Here is a 21,494-nt window from a genome sequence, read left to right as displayed (position 1 = left end):
GCTCAAGCAATCGCCCTTTCATGGTCGGAGGTGAGCGGTGTCGGACCTGATGCGCCGGCGCATTCGCCGGTCACGACAGCTCCCGAAAGAGAGTTGGCGTATCCCCGTTCAATCCGGACATCGGCAATCGCGCCGATCAGCCGGTCCGGTCCGGCAAAGTGTACAGCCTGCATATAGGGTCCCCGGCCGACAAGTTGACCCTCTTTTTGCCCCTTGCGTTCGACCAGCACCGGTTGAACCCCACCGACGCTCGCCGCATTGAAGGCAAGCTGCTGGGCATTCAGAAGCTGTTGCAGGGTTTCCAGACGGTCTGACTTCACGGCCTCGTCGATCTGCAGATCCGTCCCGGCCGCCGGTGTGCCGGGGCGGGGACTGTATTTAAACGAATAGGCCTGAACATAACCGACATCCGTTACAAGTCTGAGCGTGTCGGCAAAATCCGCGTCGCTCTCGCCGGGATGCCCGACGATGAAATCGGAGGACAGGGCCAGGTCCGGGCGCGCCTCACGCAACCGGTCGACAATGCGGCGATAGGAATCCGCATCGTGCTTGCGGTTCATCTGGCGCAACACACTGTCGGAGCCGGACTGCACCGGAAGATGCAGGAAGGGCATCAATTGCGGCACGTCGCGATGCGCCGCGATCAGGTCCTCGTCCACATCGTTCGGATGCGAGGTCGTGTAACGAATGCGCTCCAGCCCGTCGATTTCGGCCAATGCCCGGATCAACCTGCCGAGACCCCATTCTCCGCCAGCCGCCTCGCCGTGATAGGCGTTGACGTTCTGGCCCAGCAGCGTGAGTTCAGACGTGCCGGCGGCCACCAGGCGGCGCGCCTCGGCGATTACCTGTTCCGCCGGACGGGAAAACTCCGCGCCGCGCGTATAGGGCACCACACAGAAGCTGCAGAACTTGTCGCAGCCTTCCTGGATACTGAGAAACGCCGCCGCAGCATTCGAATGACGTTCTTCCGGCAAATGATCGAATTTGCTCTCCGCCGGGAAATCGGTGTCGACGACACCCGCACCCCGTGTCCCGCGACCACCCGATGTCGCCCGCTGATCCGCCGCCTTTTCCTCCGCCGCGCGCACCAGTTCAGGCAAACGGTGATAGGTCTGCGGTCCGAATACCAGATCGACATAGGGCGCCCGCTTGACGATTTCCTCGCCCTCGGCCTGCGCGACACAGCCTGCAACAGCGATCAGCAACGGCTTGCCTCCCGCTGCGCGGGTTTTCTTTTCCTTACGAAGTCGGCCGAGTTCGGAAAAGACCTTCTCCGTCGCCTTTTCCCGAATGTGACAGGTGTTGAGAATCACCATGTCGACATCGTCCGGGGTGGTCACCGGGTCATAGCCGAGAGATACCAGACTGTCCGTCATACGCTCACTGTCGTAGACGTTCATCTGGCAGCCGTAGGTTTTGATATAAAGTTTTTTGCTCACGCGCGCCGCGCCTTATGGTCGCTCGAAGGGTCGAATTTCAGGGATACGGCGGGAGCAATACGCCGAGTGCAACTGAAATTCCAGCGTGCGTTTCTGTTCATCCCCGAAATGCTAACACCGGGAGGCGCCCAGTCAAGCCGCGTAACCGATCTGATGCGCGGAATTTTGAACGGCGCTTCAGCGGTCAGGATGTAACGTCGCCGCGGCCGGAAAGCGCTCGCGAAACACCGTTTGCGACAATACGCTGACAATGCGCGGCCAGTTCCTTGCGGTTTGGGAACTCTGCCGGGTCCACCGGCTCGTGAAACTCGACATCGACATCGACCCGGCCAAGCGCCAGAGCGTCAACCAGATGCGGCAGCAGGTCCATGTCGCCGTACCAGGCATAGAACGGCCTGAGCCCGCGCCCCATCGGCATGCCATTCAGCCGGGTGTAGGTGACAGAGACCGGTTGGATGCGAAGGTCGGCACTGGCCGGTGCATCGTTCCGGGACGGTTTCGCAGCAGCGAACAATGAGCTTTTGAAAGGCAGCGTCCGGTTGCCGTCATTGCTCGTGCCTTCCGGGAACAGGATCAGCCTGTCCCCTGATGAAAGCCGGTCGGCGATGACGTTCGCATGCTCTTTCGAGCGGGCTCTTTGCCGCTCGACGAAGACAGTCCGCTGCAAGGTCGCGAGCAGACCGAAGCCAGGCCAGGTCTTGACCTCGCTTTTGGCGATAAAACTGGCGCGCAGCAGGCTGCCCAGCACGACAATGTCGAAATAGGAGACATGGTTGCTGGCGTAGAGCACCGATCCCTTGCGCAGCGGTGTGCCACGGGTCCGGACCCGGAAGCCGAGCAGGCGGGCGCAGAGGCTGTGATAGAAAAGCGGCAGACTGGCGGATAGCGGCGCGCGGAAAGCCAGTGCCAGCATCTGCACCGGCAACAGGCCAAGCGTCAGGAAGCTGTAGAGCGCGAGCCTGCGCCAGAGCAGAGTCCGGGACGGCTCGATCATGCCGGCCGCTTCTACCGGCTCCGCACCGCGGTCCCAGGTCCCGAGCAATCCGGAATCAGCGAAGACATCGTCTTCGTTCAGTTCCTCAAGGGCGCCGGCGACGCTCATTGTATGACGACCCCGCGCGCCTCGCGTTCGTAATGCTTGTAGTACTTGTCGGAAACATTGCTGGTCTCGACGATGACACAGACATCGGTCGTGTTGAACTGGTGATCGACCACAGCACCGTGACCGACATAACCGCCAAGCCGCAAATAGCCTTTGATCAGGGGCGGCAGCGCGGCGGCAACGCGGCGCGCATCGATCTCTTCAGCCGACACCTGATTCATCTCGGTGAAGCGCTCCGGCAGGGCAGTCGCCCGGATCCGCTCCGGCGCCAGGTGGTTGTGGTGCAGGTAGCCGAGCTGTGTCCGAAGCGCGTCCGCGTCGTTCCCTGGCAGGCTGGCACAGCCGAACATCAAGGCAATGTCGTTCTGGAACACGTAAGCGGCAATGCCTTTCCAGAGCAGCTGCATGGTCGGCCGGGTGCGATAACCGTCCGCCGTGCAGGAACGGCCAAGTTCGAGAATCTCACCGGGCTGTGCCTCGAGCTTGGCAATATCGAATTCGTCAGCGGTATAGAAACCGCCAGCCTCGACGGCGCCGGCACGCCGGATCAGGCGATAGGTCCCTACCACAGCTTCAGGGCCTTTGCCGCGCGCGTGATCCAGCACCAGAAGATGGTCCGCAACATCGTCAAACGGGTCTTCATCAAGACGGCTAGCACGAGCAGCCGGCGACGGAATCGCACCCATTTCCTCATAGAAAACCTGATAGCGCAGGCGCTTGGCCGCGTGGATATCTTCCTCGGTCGTCGCGATCTTCACTTCGAGCGAACCGGAGACAAGCGTCTGGTCGGACAGCGGCGCCGCCCCGGACATGACGACCGGTGCTGTTTCGGCCGATACGGTTTCGGAAAGTGCCGTTCTCGTCGGAATCGAGAATCCCATGATATGTCGCATCCCTGTTGTCGAGGCCGCAGGCTACCGGAGCCAATTGCACCGCCACCGCGGTACCCCTCATTCCTCAGATTTAGCTACGCGTACTCCCGTTACGAGGAACATCCTCCGAACAGTATGGGAACCGCGCGCCGGACGGGACCCCAAGAAGCCACCCGGTATCGGCTTATACCGACTTAACGGTGACAGTTTTCACACACTCTCATGACAAACTGGTTGCAGTCAGAACCCGCATGAATCCGAATGATTTGAGGATTCTTCAAAGCTCTCGGTTTGTCTGGTCATCAATTATCGAAGAATAACTGCATCAATATGGCATCGGCATGGCTACCGTCCGCCGTTCTGTAATAGTTCCGGCGCCGGTCGAAAGCCGTCATTCCGAGGCTTTCATAGAGCTGGATTGCCGGCAAATTGCCGTCCTGCACCTCAAGCAGCAATTTTGCGGCCCCGGTATCGCGGGCACATTCAAGCGCCTGCTGCATGAGAATGCGCCCCAGCCCCCTGCCCCGATGATCCGGCAGTACGGCAAGAGTCAGGATTTCAGCAAAATCACCGATGCACTGAAACAGGACAAACCCGGCAAATGCCGGCTCGCGCGCCCCGGACAGGATGACCGCGCCGTCCGTGCCGGACATCACAAGCAAATCCTGCAAGGCATCCCGCGACCAGGGCCTGTCAAAAATAGCGCCGTGCAGTGCGGAAGCTTCGTCGAGATACGCCTCGATATCCCGCTCGAGCCTGTAACCGCCGGGCTCCGTCATCCCGCCCTCGGAGCCGTCACATCCGGCGCGCGGAGGTATAACGGCTGTATTGGCGCCGGGTCATCTCCGCTCGCCGCCATTTCCAATGCGATCAAGGCAACCTGACGGGCATCCGGCGCGGTGACCGGGCTGCGCACTATTCCTGCGCCCTGCTGATCGAGCACCGCCAGCACCTTGTCCGCCGCATCGCCGGCAAGCACCAGGGGAGCCGCGTGCGCCTGGCGAAGCCTGGCCGCGATTTCCTCCGGCGGCAGCGCCACAGGCGGGCCGTCCGGAGCCCCGTCGGCGGTGAATACCTGCAGGAACAAGTCCGCCCGGCGGCTTTCCAGAATAACGGCGACACCGTGGCCTGCCGCACCTTCAGTTGCCAGAGCGGCCCGGGCGACCGCATCGAATCCCGTCACGCCGAAAACCGGAATACCGAGAGCCTGACCGAGCCCTTTGGCGAAGGCCATGCCAATGCGAAGTCCGGTGAAAGAGCCGGGGCCACGCGTCACGGCGATGGCATCCAGATCCGGAAAACCGATCCCGGCCGTCGCGAGCCCAGCTTCCGCCATCGGCGCCAAACGCTCGGACTGGCCCCGCGCCATATCTTCGTGAAGATGAGCCAGTATCACGTCGCCGCGGCACACCGCGATAGAGCAGGCGCCGGTGCTGGAATCGATGCCGAGAATTGTACCGGAAGTAGAGAGCATCTTAATTTCCGCCGCAAATAGCGTATGTTAGGGTGACAGAGCGGCCTGAAAGTGCAACTTTTCCAGTCGCATCGCTGCCTGTAAACCACGTTGGCGGACGAGAGCAAAGGAATATAGCTTTTATGCCGTACCGCATGCACTTTCACCGCGCGTTCCGTTGTGGAGCTTCCATGCCAAGACAGATCCGGACAGCCACCGCTGCCGCCTTGGGACTTATTGCCTGCCTTGCTGGCCCTGCAGACAGGCCAGCTGCCGCAGAAGAGATCTCCGGCGCCGTTGTGACCATGTATCACCGGTTCGGCGAGAACGACTATCCGTCGACCAGTATCCGCATCGCTCAATTCGAGGAACATCTCGAGGAGCTGAAGAACGAGCGGTACAAGGTTCGTCCTCTCCCCGAAATCGTCGAGGCGCTGAAAACCGGCAAGCCGCTCGCCGACCATACCATCGCGATTACCGTCGACGATGCCTATCTCTCCGTCTACGAGCATGCATGGCCCCGACTGAAAGCCGCCGGTCTGCCGTTCACCCTGTTTGTTGCCACCGGCGTCATCGACCGCAAGGTCCAGGGCTATATGAGCTGGGACCAGATCAGGGAGCTGAAAGACGGCGGTGTGACCATCGGTAGCCAGACCAGATCACACCCTCACATGACCACGCTCGATCGTCAGGCGCTGGAGCGCGAATTGGCCGATTCGAACCAGCGCTTCATGGAAGAGCTGAAGGAAAAGCCCGCTCTCTTCGCCTACCCGTATGGCGAATACAGCCTGATGGTCCGAAAGGCGGTCGCGGATGCAGGGTTCGAGGCAGCTTTCGGCCAGCACTCCGGCGTTGCCTATGACGGCATGGACCCTTTGACCCTGCCGCGCTTCGCCCTGAACGAACGATATGGCGGGATCGACCGGTTCCGCCTGGTCACCAACGCCCTGCCGTTGCCCGTGTCCGATGTTCTGCCGAAGGATCCGCTGCTGGGCGAAAACCCGCCAGCCTTTGGCTTTACCCTGGACAGCTCTGTCGGCGATCCAGGCAGCCTGTCCTGCTTCGCCTCGAGCGAAGGCGAGACCCATCTCGAGTATCTGGAGCAGCGGGTCGAGGTTCGGCTGAAGCAAGCCTTCCCGCCGGGCCGTTCGCGCATCAACTGCACCATGCCCGGACCGGACAACAGATGGCGCTGGTTCGGCACGCAGTTCGTCGTGCCGAGATAAGGTTCGGGGTTTTAGCCGGATACGGTCACGAGGGGGCGTTCCAGGATTGCTCCCTCGAAATCGCCCAGCCGGTTCTTGGTGATCACAAGACGCAGCATATCCACATAAGCCTGACCGATCTCGGCATAGGCCAGCAGCCCGCCGGCCAGGACCTTGCCGTCAAGCGTCCGTCCCGCCGTTCGCAGCGAGGCGCGGCGCAGCCGGAAATCCCGATAGCTCGGATGGCTGTTCAGGTTGTGGACATAGGATGCAACGGAACCCAGCAGGCTTTCATACTTGCGCACGACGTGCTTTTCGCCGCTGGCGCGTTCTTTCGGAGCAATGCCCGCTTTCTCCGACCAGGCCCGTTGCCCGAACAGCGCGTTACCGTTGCGGGCGAAGCGGGAGGCTCCCCAGCCGCTTTCCACCGCCGCCTGCGCCAAAGCGAGCGAAACCGGGATTTCGTCGACTTTGAGCAGGAGTTCGGCAAACAGGGCGGGGCCGATCTCAGCGTCATCCGCATCAACGCCATAGCTGTCGGCAAGCTCCAGCAGCCACTCCCGCTCGACCGGGCGTAGCTGGGCGCCGTCAAAGGCACGATCCCTGAACCTGATCAGTTTCACGCGATCACGCGCCACTTTTTCATTGGCGCGCAGGACGAGTGGCAAAACGGCGGAGAAGAAGAGCTGTTTCTTGCGTTTGACCTGGTTAAGACTGCCGAGATCTTCCGGCAGACTGGCAAGATAGAGCGCAGGCACCAGATCGGAGCCCCGCCGGATATCGTTCAAATCGAACCCGGTCTCTTCCAGAATAACCTCGAAATCGTCCGCTTTCGCAACGTCCAGACGTGCATTGGCTGGAGCGGCCGGGCGCTCGACCGGAGGTTCCTCAACAGAGAAACTGACCGGGGCAGGATCGGGGCGATTGACCAGTCCGGGGACCTGACTTGCCAGCAGAATGATACCGCCGACAAAAGCGGCCGTGTGAAATGACGGCATGTGCACACAACGTTCAGTGAAGGGGAGTGCCACGACGCATTCTGCCGACAGTGGACGGCATTTTAGATAACTGTGTCGTTTATTCCCCGCCACCGCGTTTACGGCATAGCTGCTATTCGCGGCATGCCGTCGTTACATGGCGGCGGCACGAACCTCGCGGACTTCCGGGATATAATGGCGCAGCATGTTTTCGATACCCATCTTCAGGGTCGCGGTCGAGCTCGGGCAACCGGCGCAGGCGCCGCGCATGAAGAGCGTGACCACACCTTCATCGAAGCTTTCGAACACGATGTCGCCGCCATCCATGGCAACTGCCGGACGAACGCGCGTATCGAGCAGTTCCTTGATCTGGGAAACAACTTCACTGTCCTCGCCACTGCTGGCATGGCCGGAATCGGAGTCTTCCGTAACAACCGGCCGTCCTGCGGTGAAATGCTCCATGATGACGCCGAGCACAGCCGGCTTCATCAGGTACCATTCCTTGTCGTCGCGCTTCGTCACGGTGACAAAATCACCGCCGAAGAAAACACCGGTCACGCCGTCGACATCGAACAGGCGCTCCGCCAGCGGAGATTTTCCGGCCGACTCCTCCTCGGAGCGATACTCCGCGGTTCCGGCTCCCATCACATCCCGTCCGGGAAGGAACTTGAGCGTCGCCGGGTTCGGCGTTTCTTCAGTCTGAATGAACATTCCGTTCTCTCCTTGAGAGGCTCGCTCCGGCTGGCGCCTTCTTATCCGGGCGCCGGTGCCGTCGGGGCCTTGAGTACCGCATATCGCCGGGCACCAAATTGGTACCATATAGAGTGACCTTGCAGGCGCGGATTTCAAGCCCACTTTTTGCAATCGTCCGACTGCCTTATCATCAAATTGCCGTTCGGGGGCAAGGAAAGACACTCTTTCCAAAGCCGGCGCCGGGCAAGTAACGGAGAACCACGCTGGCACAAAACTTCCCGGAAGATCCGAAACGGCCGCATATCCGCGTCATGCATCGCGGTGCGGACCCCGTCGATCAACTGCCCGCCGACAGTTCCCTGACCGAAGAAGATCTGGTCCTTGCGCCCGACCGCTGGCTGCTGGAGCGCTCCGGCGGCATCCTTTCCATGCGGGCGCTGATACGCGATCTCTGCAATCTGCTCGTCGCCCAGGGCATGCCGCTGCAACGCGTTTCCTGCTTTATCCGGACGCTGCATCCGCAGGCAAGCGGCCGAACGGTGGTCTGGCGCAAGACGATGCGCGATCCGGAAGAACTCATGGTGCTGCACGGCATCGAGGACTCGGAAAGCTTCAAGGCCAGCCCACTGCCCGTCATCTTCAACGGTGCGGGCGCAATCCGGCGCCGGCTGGCGGACCCGGCTCTCCTGCTGGACTATCCCGTGCTGGCCGATCTGAAAGAACAGGGCGCGACGGACTATGTGGCGATGCCGCTGAAATTCAGCGATGGCGAGATCCATTTCGTCACCTGGACCACCGATATCCGGGACGGCTTCAATACGGACCAGCTCAGCATTCTGGATGGCCTGTTGCCTGTCCTGGCGCTCAGGATCGAAATCCTGGAGCGTCAGAAACTGACCGAGGAACTGCTGCAGGTCTATCTCGGTCACAATGCCGGGCGACGGGTGCTGAACGGTGCCATCCGGCGCGGCAGCAGCGAGACCATCCGCGCGGCCATCCTCTATGCCGATGTGCGTGGCTTTACCGCAGCCTCCGATGCGCTGCCCGGAACCGAAATCATCTCGCTGCTGAACGATTACTTCGAAATCATGTCGCAGCCGATCGAGGAGCGCGGCGGCGAGATCCTGAAATTCATCGGCGATGGACTGCTTGCCATCTTCCCGCTTGGTCAGGACAGCGCCGAGGAAGACGCCGATGCGGCGCTGAAGGCGGCAATAGAAGCGCAGACCCTGCTGCGCGGGCGCAATGCCATTCGCAAGAAACACGGCAAGCCAGTCATCGACCATGCGCTGGGCCTGCATGTCGGCGATGTCAGCTATGGCAATATCGGCAGCCCGACCCGGCTGGACTTCACCGTTATTGGGCCAGCGGTCAATCTGGCCAGCCGGCTGCAGGGTCTCGCAAAGGAACTGGGCCACCCGATTGTCGCGTCGGAACTGATTGCCCGGATGGTGAAGCTGCCGGTGAAACCGCTCGGACGGCATCCAATCCGCGGCCTGCGTGCTCCGGTGGAAATCTTCGCACCATACGGCGTCGAAACAGTTACGACCTGAGGAAGCCGACGATTTCCTTGGCTTCCTGAACGATTGGCTCGGCGATTTCCCGGGCCCGTTCGGCGCCTTTGCTCAGAACCGCATCCACCGATGCCGGATCGTCCGTCAGACGCTTCATCTCGGTGCCGATCGGCCCCAGCGTCTCCACCGCGAGCTCGGCGAAGGCCTTCTTGAAATCCCCGAACCCCTTGCCCGCGAACTCTTTCAGAACGGCGTCCGTCTCGATACCCGACAGCGCCGCATAGATCGCGATCAGGTTGCGGGCTTCCGGCCGGTCTGCCAGCTCTTCCGCCGTCTCCGGGATCGGATGCGGGTCGGTCTTCGCTTTCCGGACCTTCTGGGCGATATCGTCCGCTTCGTCGGTCATGTTGATGCGCGAGTATTCCGAGGTATCGGACTTGCTCATCTTCTTGGTGCCGTCGCGCAGGCTCATCACCCGGGTCGCTTCGCCGAAGATCATCGGCTCCGGCAGCGGGAAGAAATCGACGCCATACATGCTGTTGAAAGCCTGCGCGATGTCACGCATCAGCTCCAGATGCTGTTTCTGATCGTCTCCGACGGGCACATGGGTGCCTTTGTAGACCAGCACGTCGGCAGCCATCAGGATCGGATAATCGTAGAGACCGACGGTTGCGTTCTCGCGGTTCTTGCCGGCTTTCTCCTTGAATTGGGTCATCCGGTTCAGCCAGCCGATGCGGGCGACACAGTTGAAGATCCAGGTCAGCTCGGCATGGGCCGGGACAGCGGACTGATTGAAGATGATGCAATCGTCCGGATCGACCCCGGCCGCAATCATACCGGCCGCAACCTCGCGGGTGGCGCGGCGCAGATCCGCCGGGTCGTGCGGCGGCATGGTGATCGCATGCATATCGACGACACAGAAGATCGATGAATAGTCCCGCTGCAACTGCACCCAGTTGCGGATCGCACCCAGATAATTGCCGAGATGCAGGTTACCTGTGGGCTGAACACCCGAGAAAATGCGGTTCATCTGACGCTATCCATGGGTTGAAGCGGGAAAACGGCCTGCTTTATCGCGGCCCCCTCGCCAACGGTCAAGACCGGACTGGTTCAGCTCTGGCGGCGATTACCGCGAAGCACCGTGCGGAAATCCGACAGTTGCATGGCCCCCGTCATAAGCGCCATGCCGAAATAGACGGCAAGCGCCAGCAGAATCAAGGCAACCAAACCGGCGATCCCGGCGGCAGCGCCGGCAAAAAGATCGGGGAGCATCTGTTCCGTTAGCTGCAGCGCGCCAAAGAGACAGCCGCCCATCAGCAGTGCGCAGAACAGGATTCGGGGAAGCCGCTTGCGGGAGCGGGCATCCAGCCGGAAAGCGCCGTCCCGGCCGAGCAGACGGGCCAGGACCAGAGCATTCATCCAGGAGGAAATGGCCGTCGCCAGAGCGAGGCCGACATGGGCGAGGTACTGCATCAGGATCAGGTTCAGCACGAGATTGAGCACAACCGCCGCCGCCGCCACCTTCACCGGGGTTCTTGTATCCTCCCGGGCAAAGAAGCCCGGCTGCAAAACCTTCACCAATACGAAAGCCGGCAATCCACCGGCGAACGCGATCATCGCCGCGGCCGTGGCAGCCGTATCCGCAGCCTCGAAGGCGCCGCGCTCGAACAGGACCGTGATGATCGGGGTCGCGAGCACTCCAAGGCCAACTGCCGCCGGAACCGTCAGCAAGGCGCCGAATTCCAGCGCCCGGTTTTGCGTCTCAAGCGCCGCCGCACCGTCGCCCGCCCGCCATTGCCGGGATAGCATCGGCAGCAAGGCAGTGCCGATGGCAACACCGATGACCCCGAGCGGAAGCTGGTTCACCCGGTCCGCGTAATAGAGAAAAGAGATTGAGCCGAGCGGCAGGGTCGAGGCCAGCACCATGTCGATCAGCAGATTGATCTGCACCACGCCAGCGCCGAGCATCGCCGGCACCATCAGTCGGAACAGCTTGCGCACGCCGGGCGTCGCCTTTGGCAGGCGGAGCGAGAGGGTCCAGCCATCGCGCCGCGCCGCCATGATCAGCCAGATCAGTTGCGCCAGACCGGCCGCCGCCACACCCCATGCCAGCACATGACCCGGGGTCTCCAGCCGGTCCGCGAAGCCAACCATGGCGCCGATCAGGATCAAGTTCAGCAGGATCGGTGCCGACGCCATGGCCGCAAAACGGTCAATGCTGTTCAGGATACCGCCATAGAGCGCGACCAGTGAGATCAGCGGCAAATAGGGAAAGGTGATGCGGGTCAAATCGACTGCCAGCGCAAATCGATCCGGCGTCGCAACGAACCCCGGCGCCATGACATGCATGACCCACGGCATGGTCAGTTCCATGGCGAGGGTCAGGGCGGCCAATGCGGCGCACATCATCGCCAGCACGTCGCTGGCAAAGCGCTTGGCCGCCGCCACGCCGTCTGCCTCCAGCGTTCCGGCGAAGAGCGGCACAAAGGCGACCGTGAAGGAGCCCTCCGCCGTCAGCCGGCGGAAGAAATTCGGCAGTTTGAAAGCCACAAAGAAGGCATCCGCCACCGGCCCCGCGCCAAGAATGGCGGCGATCAGCACGTCGCGCACAAAGCCGGTAACCCGGCTCATCATGGTAAAACTGCCGACGGTGGCGGCGGCGCGGATCAGGGACATGTCAGCTCTGTCTTAGGATCTGGAACGGGAGAAGACTACGCATCAATCTGGGCGTGATCGCGGCGCTCAAGACGAGTTGCTTTCTCCCGGAGGGGAGGCGGCGTCCTCGGCGAGCGCCGTCAACAACGCGCTGCGGATCTCCTGGATCCGTGTCTCGGAATCGATCTTCAACCCGAACAGATCCTTCACATAGAACACATCGACGAAGCTCTCCCCGTAGGTCGAGATCTTGGCGGAGGAAATCTGGATCTTGATCTCCCGGAGCGCCCGCGCGATCCGGTAGAGCACGCCGGGGCGGTCCGTCGCGTTCACCTCAATCACGGTGTGGGTCACACTTGCCTTGTTGTCGATCAGCACGCGGGTCGGGATCTTCATGACCCGGGCCCGTCGTTCGATATTGCGCCGGCGCTTCACCAGTTCGGCCAGCAGGTTCAACCGGCCAGTCAGCGCCTGTTCGATGGCAACGGAAAGCTTCGCCAGCTTGTCCGGCCGGTCGAAGGCCTTGCGGTCCTCGTCCTGGATCCAGAATACATCCAGCGCCATACCGTTGCTGAAGGTGGCAATCCGGGCATCGACAATGCTCGCGCCGGAAACTGCCATAGCCCCGGTCACGCGCGAGAACAAGCCCGGATGGTCAGTGGTATAGACGGTGATTTCAGTCACCTCACGAGCAGTGTCCACACGGCTCTCAACCGCAAGCTCTCGCTGCTCGGCCTCGGCCGCATGCACCATACGAGCATGGCGGACATGGGTTTCCGCATCGAACGCCAGCCAGTAATCCGGATAGCCGAGGGCCTGATACCACTCGATATCCTTTTCCTGCCAGTCCGGCAGCATTTCCGCCAGAGCGTTCTTGGCTTCTTCCGTGCGCCGTTTGCGGCCCGCCTCCTCGCCAAGACCGGAGAGAGTACCGTCCGCCGCCCAGTAAAGTTCGCGCAGCAACGCCGCCTTCCAGCCATTCCAGATATTCGGCCCGACCGCCCGGATATCGGCGACCGTCAGCACCAGCAGCAGACGCAGCCGTTCCGGCGACTGCACGATGGCGGAGAAATCCTGGATCGTCTTCGGGTCGTTCATGTCACGCTTGAAGGCCGCATAGGTCATCAGCAGATGCCAGCGCACCAGCCAGGCGACAGTCTCGGTTTCCTCGTCACTCAGCCCCAGTCTCGGGCAAAGCCGGCGGGCCACCCGCTCGCCGAGCTTGGAATGATCCCCGCCGCGCCCCTTTGCAATGTCATGCAGAAAGACGGCGACATAGAGCGCCCGGCGCGACAGCACCTTGTGCACGACCTCGCTGGCGATGGGCGCCGCCTCGGCCAACTCGCCCTTCTCGATCTTGTGCAGGATACCGAGCATGACGATGGTGTGCTCATCGACCGTATAGGTATGGTACATGTCGTATTGCATCTGGGCGACGACGCGGCCGAAATCCGGCACGAATCGGCCGAGGACCTGGGCTTCGTTCATACGCCGGAATATCCGCTCCGGGCCCTGCGGCGCCTCCAGCATCTCGACGAAGAGCCTGTTTGCCTCCTCGTTCTTGCGCAATTCCTTGTCGATCTTCTTCAGGTTCTGCGTCACAAGACGGAGCGCGTGGGGATGCAGTTCCAGATCGTACTTCTGGGCCGTGTGGAAGAACCGGATCAGATTGACCGGATCTCGGGCAAACATATCGTCGTCCGTGACGTTGAGACGATCCCCGTCGACCCGGAAATCGCCGACATCGGGCTTGCGGGAAAACGCCCATGAGAGCCGGAGCCGCGGCCGCTTCTGGTTTTCCGCCTCAATATTGGCGCAGAAGATCCGGGTCAGATCGCCGACATCCTTGGATGTCAGATAATAATGCTTCATGAAGCGCTCGACCGCGACCGCTCCGGCCCGGTTGGTATAGCCCATGCGCTTGGCGATTTCTGTCTGCAGATCGACGGTCAGGCGCTCCTCGCCCCGGCCCGTCAGATAGTGCAGGTGACAGCGGATGGTCCAGAGCATCTTCTGGGCCTTGGCGAACTTGCGGGCCTCCGCCGCCGTCAGAACGCCCCGGTCCACCAGATCCTTCACCTTGTCGACCTTGTAGACGTACTTGCCGATCCAGAACAGGCGGTGCAGGTCACGCAATCCGCCCTTGCCTTCCTTGATATTCGGTTCGATTACGTAACGGCTGTCGCCAAGCCGCTCATGCCGTTCTTCCGCCTCCGCCAGCTTGGCCTCGACGAATTCCATGGCGGTGCCGGTTTCGACATCCTGGCGGAAACGCTCGCGCAGATCGGCGAAGAGAGGCTCGGAGCCCCAGAGATAGCGTAGTTCGAGCAGAGATGTGCGGATCGTCATATCCGCCTTGGCCTGCCGCACACACTCGTCGACGGAACGGGTGGAATGACCGACTTTCAGCCGCAAGTCCCAGAGCAAATAGAGAATATATTCAACAACTTGCTCGCTATACGGCGTTTGCTTGTAGGGTAGCAGGAAGAGCAGGTCGAGATCGGAAAACGGCGCCATCTCGCCGCGCCCGTATCCGCCGACTGCGGCAATGCAGATTTGTTCGCCCTGGGTCGGATTGGCGTTCTTGTAGATCTTCTTCGTCGCCGTCTCGGCGGCCCTGTGGACCAGCACATCCATCAGATAGGCATTGGCCCGGATCGCCTCGGCACCGTCATTGCTGTCGAGAAACCGGCGCTCAATCTCGGAGCGGCCATCATCAACGGTCCGGCGCAACAGCACGAGCAGTTCGGTGCGGAAACTTTCCGCATTGCCGGCCGCCTCCCAGAGGGCGTCGACGGCCTTTTCGAGCTCTACCGGATCAACAATTGTTTTGCGGCTTTTGATTTTCGGAGGCGGAGTGATGACCGCAGCATCCGTCACCGGCTCGCTCACCGGCAGTGGTTGATCGGAAGCCATATAATCCTCACACCTCGCTTGAATCCTTGCCGAACCTTAGTGCACTTTCTCCCGCCGCGCCATGTCCGGCACCTGTTTGGAGCGGGCTGGACGCGCGAACGGCTGAGGGATATGAGGAGGAAGGTATGTTCCGCTGATTTCCCGGAGTGCAGCGCCTTGGCAGATCACAAAAACAGCGATGTCGTTATCGTCGGGGGCGGTGTGATCGGCAGCGCTATTGCATATTTTCTTGCCGCCAATCCGGCCGGGCCCAGCGCGATTACCGTGATCGAACGGGACCCGACCTACGAGCTGGCATCAACGCCACGGTCCGCGGGCGGCATCCGGCAGCAGTTTTCCAATCCGGAGAATATCGAGATCGGCCTTTTCGGCCATCACTTCGTTACCCACCTTCCGGAGTACCTGTCCGTGGACGGGGAATGCCCCGACCCCGGCTTCCGCGAAGGCGGCTATCTCTTCCTTGCCGGGCCGGACGGACTTGAGATTCTTGGCCAGAACCATGAGGAGCAGGTCCGCCACGGGTGCGGCATTGACCTGCTCGACCTCGTTTCACTTGAGAAACAACTCCCCTGGCTCAATCTTGACGGGATTGCCGGTGCCGCGTTCGGAAGGCGGGGAGAGGGCTGGCTTGATCCGAACACCCTGATGCAGGCATTCAAGCGCAAGGCCCGAAGCCTCGGGGTCAAATATCTCGAGGGCGAGGTGATTGCTCTGGAGCATAATTACAGCCGGATCGCGGCAGTGATCCTTGGAGATGGGCAGCGCATTGCCGCAGGCACCGTCGTGAATGCAGCGGGCGCCAATGCGGGCAAGGTCGCGGCCCTGGCCGGCGTCGCGCTGCCGGTCTCCCCCCGCAAACGCAATGTCTTCGTCTTCGATTGCCGTGAGCCGCTGGACCCGGCAGTACCCTTGCTGATCGATCCAAGCGGCGTCTATGTCCGGCCCGAGAGTGGAGGATATATTTGCGGGGTTTCACCCCCTGCAGATCAGGATCCGGACGGGGATACCAGCGAGCTTGATGTCGATTACCACTGGTTCGAGGAGGTGGTCTGGCCAACCCTCGCGCACAGGATACCGGCCTTCGAAGCGATCAAACTGTCCGGCGCCTGGGCCGGGTATTACGATTACAACAGTGTCGACCAGAACGGCATTGTCGGTGCCCATCCCGCGCTTGCGAATTTCTACTTTGCCAACGGCTTTTCGGGCCATGGCCTGCAACAGGCACCGGCCGTCGGCCGAGCAATGGCGGAATTGCTGATCTCCGGCGCTTTCAGAACCATCGACCTGTCCCGCTTCGGCTTCGAGCGGTTTGCCAGCGGTGACCTGGTTCTGGAGCGCAATATAGTTTAACGATTACTTTCCCGTAACGAAATCAACTCATAGAGTAGGTCAAGCGCCTCGCGCGGCGTCAGATCGTCTGGCCGAATCTCGGAGAGACGCGCTTCCAGCGGGCTGACCCGCTGCTGCGTCTGCGGCCTTGCCGGCGCCATGGCCTGAAACAGCGGCAGCTCCTCGGCAAGGCTGGAAGCGGTGCTGGACGCCTTGCTTTGTTCCAGAAGCTTCAGCACTTCCTCCGCTCGCGCCACCACCGCTGGCGGCAGGCCGGCCAGCTTGGCGACGTGGATGCCATAGGACCGGTCGGCCGCACCGGCCACCACCTCATGCAGGAAAACGACATCGTCGTTCCATTCCTTGATGCGCATGGTGTGGCAGGAGAGACTGCCGAGCTTGGCCTCGAGGCCGGTCAGTTCGTGATAGTGGGTCGCGAACAGGGCCCGTGCCCGGCTGATTTCATGCAGATGCTCGACGGTCGCCCAGGCAATGGACAAGCCGTCGAAGGTCGCCGTGCCCCGGCCGATCTCGTCGAGAATGACCAGCGAGCGTTCCGTCGCCTGGTTCAGGATGGTCGCGGTTTCCACCATCTCCACCATGAAGGTGGAGCGACCGCGGGCCAGATCGTCAGCAGCCCCCACCCGGCTGAACAGACGATCGACAACACCGATATGAGCCGCTTCCGCCGGCACGAAGGACCCCGCCTGAGCCATCAGGGCGATCAGGGCATTCTGGCGCAGGAACGTACTTTTACCAGCCATGTTCGGGCCGGTGATGAGCCAGAGTCGCTCGGCGTCTTCCAGCACACAATCGTTCGGCACAAACCCGCTGTCGCCCGGATTGAGCGCCTCGACCACCGGGTGCCGCCCGCCACGAATTTCAAAAGCGAGCGAGCCATCAACCTCCGGCCGACAATAACGGCGCTCGACGGCAAGCTCGGCCAGCGCCGTCGCCACATCGAGCCGGGCCAGGGCGGCAGCCGCCAGGGATACCGCCTCTGCCTCCGCCAGGATCGCCTCGACCAGTTCCTTGAAGTGCCCCTGCTCCAGCGCCACGGCCTTGTCGGCTGCCTGGGACAGGTCCCGTTCCAGCTCACCCAGTTCCACGGTAGAGAAACGCACGGCATTCGCCATGGTCTGGCGATGAATGAAATTCTCCCGCCCAATCAGCTTTTCGCCATGGGCAGCCGTCACTTCGATGAAATAGCCGAGCACGTTGTTGTGCTTGATCTTCAGCGCGCTGACACCTGTTTCAGTAGCGTAGCGGGCTTGCAGCCCGGCAATCAGGCGCCTGCTCTCGTCCCGCAGGGTGCGCAACCGGTCCAGCTCGGGCGCGTAACCGGACGCGATGAAACCGCCATCTCGGGCCAGCAGCGGCAGCTCGGCCGCCAGCGCCCGGGTCAGCGTGTCGACCAGCATCTCGTGATAACCCAGCTCTTCGAAGATCGCCCGCGCCTCTTCCGGCGCGCCGCCTGCATCACCGGTCAGGCCCCCCGCCATGGCATCGGCCCGGGCGAGTTGATCACGCAACGGTCCGGTACCTGCCAGCCCGTCACGAATTGCCGCCAGATCACGCGGCCCTCCGCGTCCGAGCGCGATGCGGGAGAGCGCACGTTCGACATCCGGCAGGGCCTTCAATGTCTCGCGGATCTCCCCGCGCAACCTCTCACCCTCCCGGAAATGCGCCACCGCATCAAGACGCCGGCCGATTTCCCCGACATCCGTGACCGGCGCCGAAAGACGCTGGCCCAGCAATCGTCCGCCGGCCCCCGTCACGGTTCGGTCAAGGACGCTCAGCAACGCACCGCGCTTCTCCCCACTGAGCGTGCGCAGGATCTCCAAATTCCGCCGGGTCGAGGCGTCGATCTCGACAAGACCGCCAGCCTGCCAGCGGCGCGGCGGCAACAGGCGAGGCATGGAGCCGATCTGGGTCAGCTCCAGATAATCGACCAGGGCTCCGGCTGCCGCCAGTTCCGCCCGCTCAAAGGCTCCGAAGCCTTCAAGCGACGAGACTTCGAACAAGGCCTCGAGCCGCTTGCGACCGTTCTCGCTGTCGAAACGGCTTGCGGGTTGTGGCACCACCGCCGCGTCCCAGTCTTCAAGCACGCCTCTGAGATTGCTAGACGCTTCCATCATCGCATCCGGGACCAGCAGCTCGCTGGGGCCAACCCGGGCAAGAGCCGCACCGATGCCGTTCATCGCCACCGGCTGGGCATGGAAATCGCCTGTCGAGACATCGATCCATGCCAGACCGAGGCCGCCCTGTGCCATGCCCAGGGCCGCGAGATAGTTGTTGCTGCGCGCATCAAGCAGCGCATCTTCGGTAATGGTGCCGGGCGTGACCACACGCACCACTTCACGCCGCACCACCGATTTTGCCCCACGCTTCTTGGCCTCGGACGGGTCTTCCGTCTGCTCGCAAATAGCCACCCGGTAGCCTTTGCGGATCAGCCGCGCGAGATAGCCTTCCGCCGCATGATGCGGCACGCCGCACATCGGGATCGGCTCACCGCCATGCTGGCCTCGTTTCGTCAGCGTAATGTCCAGCGCGGCGGCCGCTGCTTCCGCATCCTCGAAAAACAGCTCGTAGAAATCTCCCATCCGGTAGAACAGAAGCGCATCGGGATGGGCATCCTTGACGGCGAAATACTGCTGAAACATCGGCGTCGCCGCCGCCCGGTCATGGGAGGAAGCGTTGGACGCGGGAGTCTGCTCGGCTGCTGGGGAGATCGTGTTCACGGCCAAAAAGTCGCTAAGGTCAGATGATTGCAGGAAAAGTCGGCGACCATAACATGACGCCCGAGGCAACTTCCAATGCCGAACGACACCATTGTCCCAAGATTTGTGGAACCTGCTCCCGCGATATGAAATTGCCCGTGGCATTAGCCGGGCCTATCGTTCAGTAATCGGGTTCCGAATGTCCCGCGCGGACCGATTGCGGTCTGCCAATTAAACCAAGCCCTTGGGGGAAGCGTCATGGATGATGCGAAGCGCATGCTTGAGACTGAAGCACTGGAATTTCATGCCTCCGGCCGCCCCGGTAAACTCGAAATCGCCGCGACCAAAAATCTGACCACGCAGCGCGATCTGGCGCTCGCCTATTCTCCGGGTGTGGCCTATCCGTGCCTCGCCATAAACAAGGACGAGAGCAAGGCCTACGAATACACGGCCAAGGGCAATATCGTCGCCGTCATCTCGAACGGCACCGCCGTGCTCGGCCTCGGCGATATCGGCGCGCAGGCCGCGAAGCCGGTGATGGAAGGCAAGGCGGTTCTGTTCAAGCGGTTCGCCGATATCGATGGTTTCGATCTCGAGGTCGACACCAAGGATGTCGAGGAATTCGTGAATTCCGTCCGCTATCTCGGCAAGACCTTCGGCGGCATCAATCTGGAAGACATCAAGGCCCCGGACTGCTTCATCATCGAGCAGCGCCTGAAGGAGCTGATGGACATTCCCGTCTTTCACGACGATCAGCACGGCACGGCGATCATCACCGCTGCCGGCATGATCAACGCGCTGGACCTGACCGGCCGCTCGCTCGAGACCGCCACGATGGTGGTGAACGGCGCCGGCTCCGCCGCCATCGCCTGCGTCGAGCTGCTCAAGTCCATGGGTATGAAGGACGGGAACGTCATCCTGTGCGACAGCCGCGGCGTGATCTATCAGGGCCGCGAGGCCGGCATGAACCAGTGGAAATCGAAGCACGCCGTCGACACCCCGATGCGTACCCTTGAGGAAGCGATCAAGGGCGCAGATATTTTCTGCGGTCTCTCGGCGAAGGACGCCATGACCAAGGACATGGTGAAAAGCATGGCCGACCGGCCAATCATCTTCGCCATGGCCAACCCGGACCCGGAAATCACTCCGGAAGATGTCGCCGCCGTCCGCTCGGACGCCATTGTCGCCACCGGCCGGTCAGACTATCCGAACCAGGTCAACAACGTGCTCGGCTTCCCTTATATCTTCCGAGGTGCCCTTGATGTCCGGGCAAGCGAAATCAATGACGAAATGAAGATCGCCGCTGCGAACGCACTGGCGGAACTCGCTCGCGAGGACGTACCGGACGAGGTTGGCAAGGCCTATGGCCGCACGCTGCATTACGGTGAAGGCTATATTATTCCGGCGCCGTTCGATCCGCGTCTGATCGTCAAGGTGTCCTCCGCCGTGGCCCAGGCCGCCATGGATACCGGCGTTGCCCGCAATCCGATCGCGGACATGGACGCCTACCGGGCCGAGCTCGGCGCCCGGCTTGACCCGACTTCCTCCAGTCTGCAGGTCATTTTCGACCGGATCCGCGCCAATCCGCAGCGCGTCGTCTTCGCCGAGGGCGAGGAGGAGCGGGTGATCCGTGCTGCCGTCGCTTTCCGGAACGGCGGCTACGGCATCCCGGTGCTGGTCGGCCGCGAGGATGTGATCAAGGAGAAGATCGTCGAGCTCGGCATCAAGGGTGCCGAGACCCTGGAAATCAACAACGCCCGACTCTCGGAGCATAACGAAGCCTATACGGAAATGCTCTACAAGCGCCTGCAGCGCAAAGGGCACATCCAGCGCGACTGTCAGCGCATGGTGAATCAGGACCGCAATGTGTTTGGCGCCTGCATGGTGGCGTCCGGACATGCGGAAGCCATGGTCACCGGTCTGACCCGGAATTTCGGCGTGACCCATGAATATGTCACCCGCGTGCTCGACCCGAAGCCCGGCCAGCGCCTGATGACCTATTCCATCGTCATCAACCGGGGCCGCACGATCTTCATCAGCGATACCAACGTGAACGAGCTGCCCAGCGCCGAGGAACTTGCCGATATCGCGGTTCAGACGGCCGAGCACGCCCGCTCCTTCGGTCATACACCGCGCGTTGCTCTGCTCTCGTTCTCGAATTTCGGCTATCCGCCACGGGAAAAAGCAGTGCGCATCCGCGATGCGGTCGCGATCCTAGACGCGCGTGGTGTCGACTTCGAATATGACGGCGAAATGTCCGCGGATATCGCCCTCGATTACGAGGCGATGAAACGGAATTACCCGTTCTGTCGGTTGACCGGCCCGGCCAATGTTCTGGTCATGCCGGCTCTGCATTCCGCCAACATCACTTACAAGATGTTGCAGTCGATGAGCGGCGCCGCGGTCGTCGGGCCGATGCTGGTCGGACTGGAGAAGCCGGTTCAGATCGTGCAGATGAGTGCGACCGTCACCGACCTGGTCAATGCCGCGGCCATCGCGGCGCATACGGCCATCGGAGAATAGACCTTTCCCCACATTGATCCGCCTTTCGCGCCATAATCGGCGCGAAAGGCCTCTATTTTTACCTTTTTCAGCCTATTTTAGACTGGGGTCCGTGTT

At 61.8% G+C, this 21,494-nt stretch carries 15 protein-coding genes; 4 read left to right on the top strand and 11 right to left on the bottom strand.

The window, feature by feature from the left end; translation table 11 throughout:
- Positions 1-2 precede the first annotated feature (2 nt).
- The 5 genes from miaB to tsaB form a co-directional block, all read right to left on the bottom strand.
- Positions 3-1,439: a tRNA (N6-isopentenyl adenosine(37)-C2)-methylthiotransferase MiaB gene (gene miaB, locus IG629_RS13315; protein WP_193172433.1), complete on the bottom strand. Its 1,437-nt coding sequence runs from the start codon at positions 1,437-1,439 to the stop codon at positions 3-5.
- A 184-nt stretch (positions 1,440-1,623) separates the two neighbouring features.
- Positions 1,624-2,541 (bottom strand): lysophospholipid acyltransferase family protein, encoded by a 918-nt coding sequence (locus tag IG629_RS13310; protein ID WP_226886688.1) that lies wholly within the window; start codon positions 2,539-2,541, stop codon positions 1,624-1,626.
- Positions 2,538-3,353, bottom strand: coding sequence for a GNAT family N-acetyltransferase (locus tag IG629_RS13305; RefSeq protein ID WP_193172515.1), 816 nt, complete (start codon positions 3,351-3,353; stop codon positions 2,538-2,540). Before IG629_RS13305 ends, IG629_RS13310 begins: the two co-directional genes overlap by 4 nt.
- Positions 3,354-3,715: 362 nt before the next feature.
- Entirely contained in the window at positions 3,716-4,192 is a 477-nt protein-coding gene (locus IG629_RS13300; RefSeq protein WP_193172432.1) for a GNAT family N-acetyltransferase, read from the bottom strand.
- Positions 4,189-4,887 (bottom strand): tRNA (adenosine(37)-N6)-threonylcarbamoyltransferase complex dimerization subunit type 1 TsaB, encoded by a 699-nt coding sequence (tsaB, locus tag IG629_RS13295; protein ID WP_193172431.1) that lies wholly within the window; start codon positions 4,885-4,887, stop codon positions 4,189-4,191. Before tsaB ends, IG629_RS13300 begins: the two co-directional genes overlap by 4 nt.
- 170 nt (positions 4,888-5,057) lie before the next feature.
- Between tsaB and IG629_RS13290 the strand changes: the two genes are divergently transcribed.
- Positions 5,058-6,092: a polysaccharide deacetylase family protein gene (locus tag IG629_RS13290; RefSeq protein WP_193172430.1), complete on the top strand. Its 1,035-nt coding sequence runs from the start codon at positions 5,058-5,060 to the stop codon at positions 6,090-6,092.
- Between the two features lie 11 nt (positions 6,093-6,103).
- Here IG629_RS13290 and IG629_RS13285 read toward each other — a convergent pair whose 3' ends face one another.
- Both IG629_RS13285 and IG629_RS13280 read right to left on the bottom strand, forming a co-directional pair.
- The gene (locus IG629_RS13285; RefSeq protein ID WP_193172429.1) at positions 6,104-7,069 is read right to left on the bottom strand and encodes a glucosaminidase domain-containing protein; all 966 of its coding nucleotides are present in this window, start codon (positions 7,067-7,069) and stop codon (positions 6,104-6,106) included.
- 132 nt (positions 7,070-7,201) lie between these two features.
- On the bottom strand, positions 7,202-7,759 hold the full coding sequence (locus IG629_RS13280) for a NifU family protein (protein WP_193172428.1): 558 nt from the start codon (positions 7,757-7,759) through the stop codon (positions 7,202-7,204).
- Positions 7,760-8,052: 293 nt separating this feature from the next.
- Between IG629_RS13280 and IG629_RS13275 the strand changes: the two genes are divergently transcribed.
- The gene (locus tag IG629_RS13275) at positions 8,053-9,294 is read left to right on the top strand and encodes an adenylate/guanylate cyclase domain-containing protein (RefSeq protein WP_193172427.1); all 1,242 of its coding nucleotides are present in this window, start codon (positions 8,053-8,055) and stop codon (positions 9,292-9,294) included.
- Here the strand turns inward: IG629_RS13275 and trpS are convergent.
- The 3 genes from trpS to IG629_RS13260 form a co-directional block, all read right to left on the bottom strand.
- Positions 9,284-10,285, bottom strand: a complete 1,002-nt coding sequence (trpS, locus tag IG629_RS13270; protein ID WP_193172426.1) for a tryptophan--tRNA ligase — start codon at positions 10,283-10,285, stop codon at positions 9,284-9,286. The two genes, IG629_RS13275 and trpS, sit on opposite strands and share 11 nt — an antisense overlap.
- A gap of 80 nt (positions 10,286-10,365) precedes the next feature.
- Positions 10,366-11,931 (bottom strand): murein biosynthesis integral membrane protein MurJ, encoded by a 1,566-nt coding sequence (gene murJ, locus IG629_RS13265; protein WP_193172425.1) that lies wholly within the window; start codon positions 11,929-11,931, stop codon positions 10,366-10,368.
- A gap of 66 nt (positions 11,932-11,997) precedes the next feature.
- Positions 11,998-14,826, bottom strand: coding sequence for a [protein-PII] uridylyltransferase (locus IG629_RS13260; protein WP_193172424.1), 2,829 nt, complete (start codon positions 14,824-14,826; stop codon positions 11,998-12,000).
- A gap of 156 nt (positions 14,827-14,982) precedes the next feature.
- On the opposite strand from IG629_RS13260, the gene IG629_RS13255 reads away from it, so the two are divergent.
- Complete coding sequence (locus IG629_RS13255) at positions 14,983-16,176, top strand: NAD(P)/FAD-dependent oxidoreductase (protein WP_226886687.1); 1,194 nt, start codon at positions 14,983-14,985, stop codon at positions 16,174-16,176.
- On the opposite strand, the gene mutS is transcribed toward IG629_RS13255, so the two are convergent.
- Positions 16,173-18,818, bottom strand: coding sequence for a DNA mismatch repair protein MutS (gene mutS / locus IG629_RS13250; protein ID WP_226886699.1), 2,646 nt, complete (start codon positions 18,816-18,818; stop codon positions 16,173-16,175). The two genes, IG629_RS13255 and mutS, sit on opposite strands and share 4 nt — an antisense overlap.
- A 315-nt stretch (positions 18,819-19,133) precedes the next feature.
- Here mutS and IG629_RS13245 point away from each other — a divergent pair, with 315 nt between their 5' ends.
- A complete protein-coding gene (locus tag IG629_RS13245) occupies positions 19,134-21,398 on the top strand; it encodes an NADP-dependent malic enzyme (protein ID WP_193172421.1) in 2,265 nt (754 codons plus the stop codon).
- The last annotated feature ends 96 nt before the right edge of the window (positions 21,399-21,494 follow it).

It is taken from the genome of Nisaea nitritireducens, assembly GCF_014904795.1.
Classification (GTDB): Bacteria; Pseudomonadota; Alphaproteobacteria; order Thalassobaculales; family Thalassobaculaceae; genus Nisaea; species Nisaea nitritireducens.
The sequence above is the reverse complement of the archived record's forward strand: the minus strand, read 5'-3'. Positions and strand labels throughout refer to the sequence as shown.

Excerpts from the sequence above, each read along its gene's own strand:
- IG629_RS13310 (WP_226886688.1), bottom strand. The coding sequence starts at position 2,541 with ATGAGCGTCGCCGGCGCCCTTGAGGAACTGAACGAAGACGATGTCTTC.
- IG629_RS13305 (WP_193172515.1), bottom strand. The coding sequence starts at position 3,353 with ATGTCCGGGGCGGCGCCGCTGTCCGACCAGACGCTTGTCTCCGGTTCG.
- IG629_RS13300 (WP_193172432.1), bottom strand. The coding sequence starts at position 4,192 with ATGACGGAGCCCGGCGGTTACAGGCTCGAGCGGGATATCGAGGCGTAT.
- tsaB (WP_193172431.1), bottom strand. The coding sequence starts at position 4,887 with ATGCTCTCTACTTCCGGTACAATTCTCGGCATCGATTCCAGCACCGGC.
- IG629_RS13290 (WP_193172430.1), top strand. The coding sequence starts at position 5,058 with ATGCCAAGACAGATCCGGACAGCCACCGCTGCCGCCTTGGGACTTATT.
- IG629_RS13285 (WP_193172429.1), bottom strand. The coding sequence starts at position 7,069 with ATGCCGTCATTTCACACGGCCGCTTTTGTCGGCGGTATCATTCTGCTG.
- IG629_RS13280 (WP_193172428.1), bottom strand. The coding sequence starts at position 7,759 with ATGTTCATTCAGACTGAAGAAACGCCGAACCCGGCGACGCTCAAGTTC.
- IG629_RS13275 (WP_193172427.1), top strand. The coding sequence starts at position 8,053 with ATGCATCGCGGTGCGGACCCCGTCGATCAACTGCCCGCCGACAGTTCC.
- trpS (WP_193172426.1), bottom strand. The coding sequence starts at position 10,285 with ATGAACCGCATTTTCTCGGGTGTTCAGCCCACAGGTAACCTGCATCTC.
- murJ (WP_193172425.1), bottom strand. The coding sequence starts at position 11,931 with ATGTCCCTGATCCGCGCCGCCGCCACCGTCGGCAGTTTTACCATGATG.
- IG629_RS13260 (WP_193172424.1), bottom strand. The coding sequence starts at position 14,826 with ATGGCTTCCGATCAACCACTGCCGGTGAGCGAGCCGGTGACGGATGCT.
- mutS (WP_226886699.1), bottom strand. The coding sequence starts at position 18,818 with ATGTTTCAGCAGTATTTCGCCGTCAAGGATGCCCATCCCGATGCGCTT.
- IG629_RS13245 (WP_193172421.1), top strand. The coding sequence starts at position 19,134 with ATGGATGATGCGAAGCGCATGCTTGAGACTGAAGCACTGGAATTTCAT.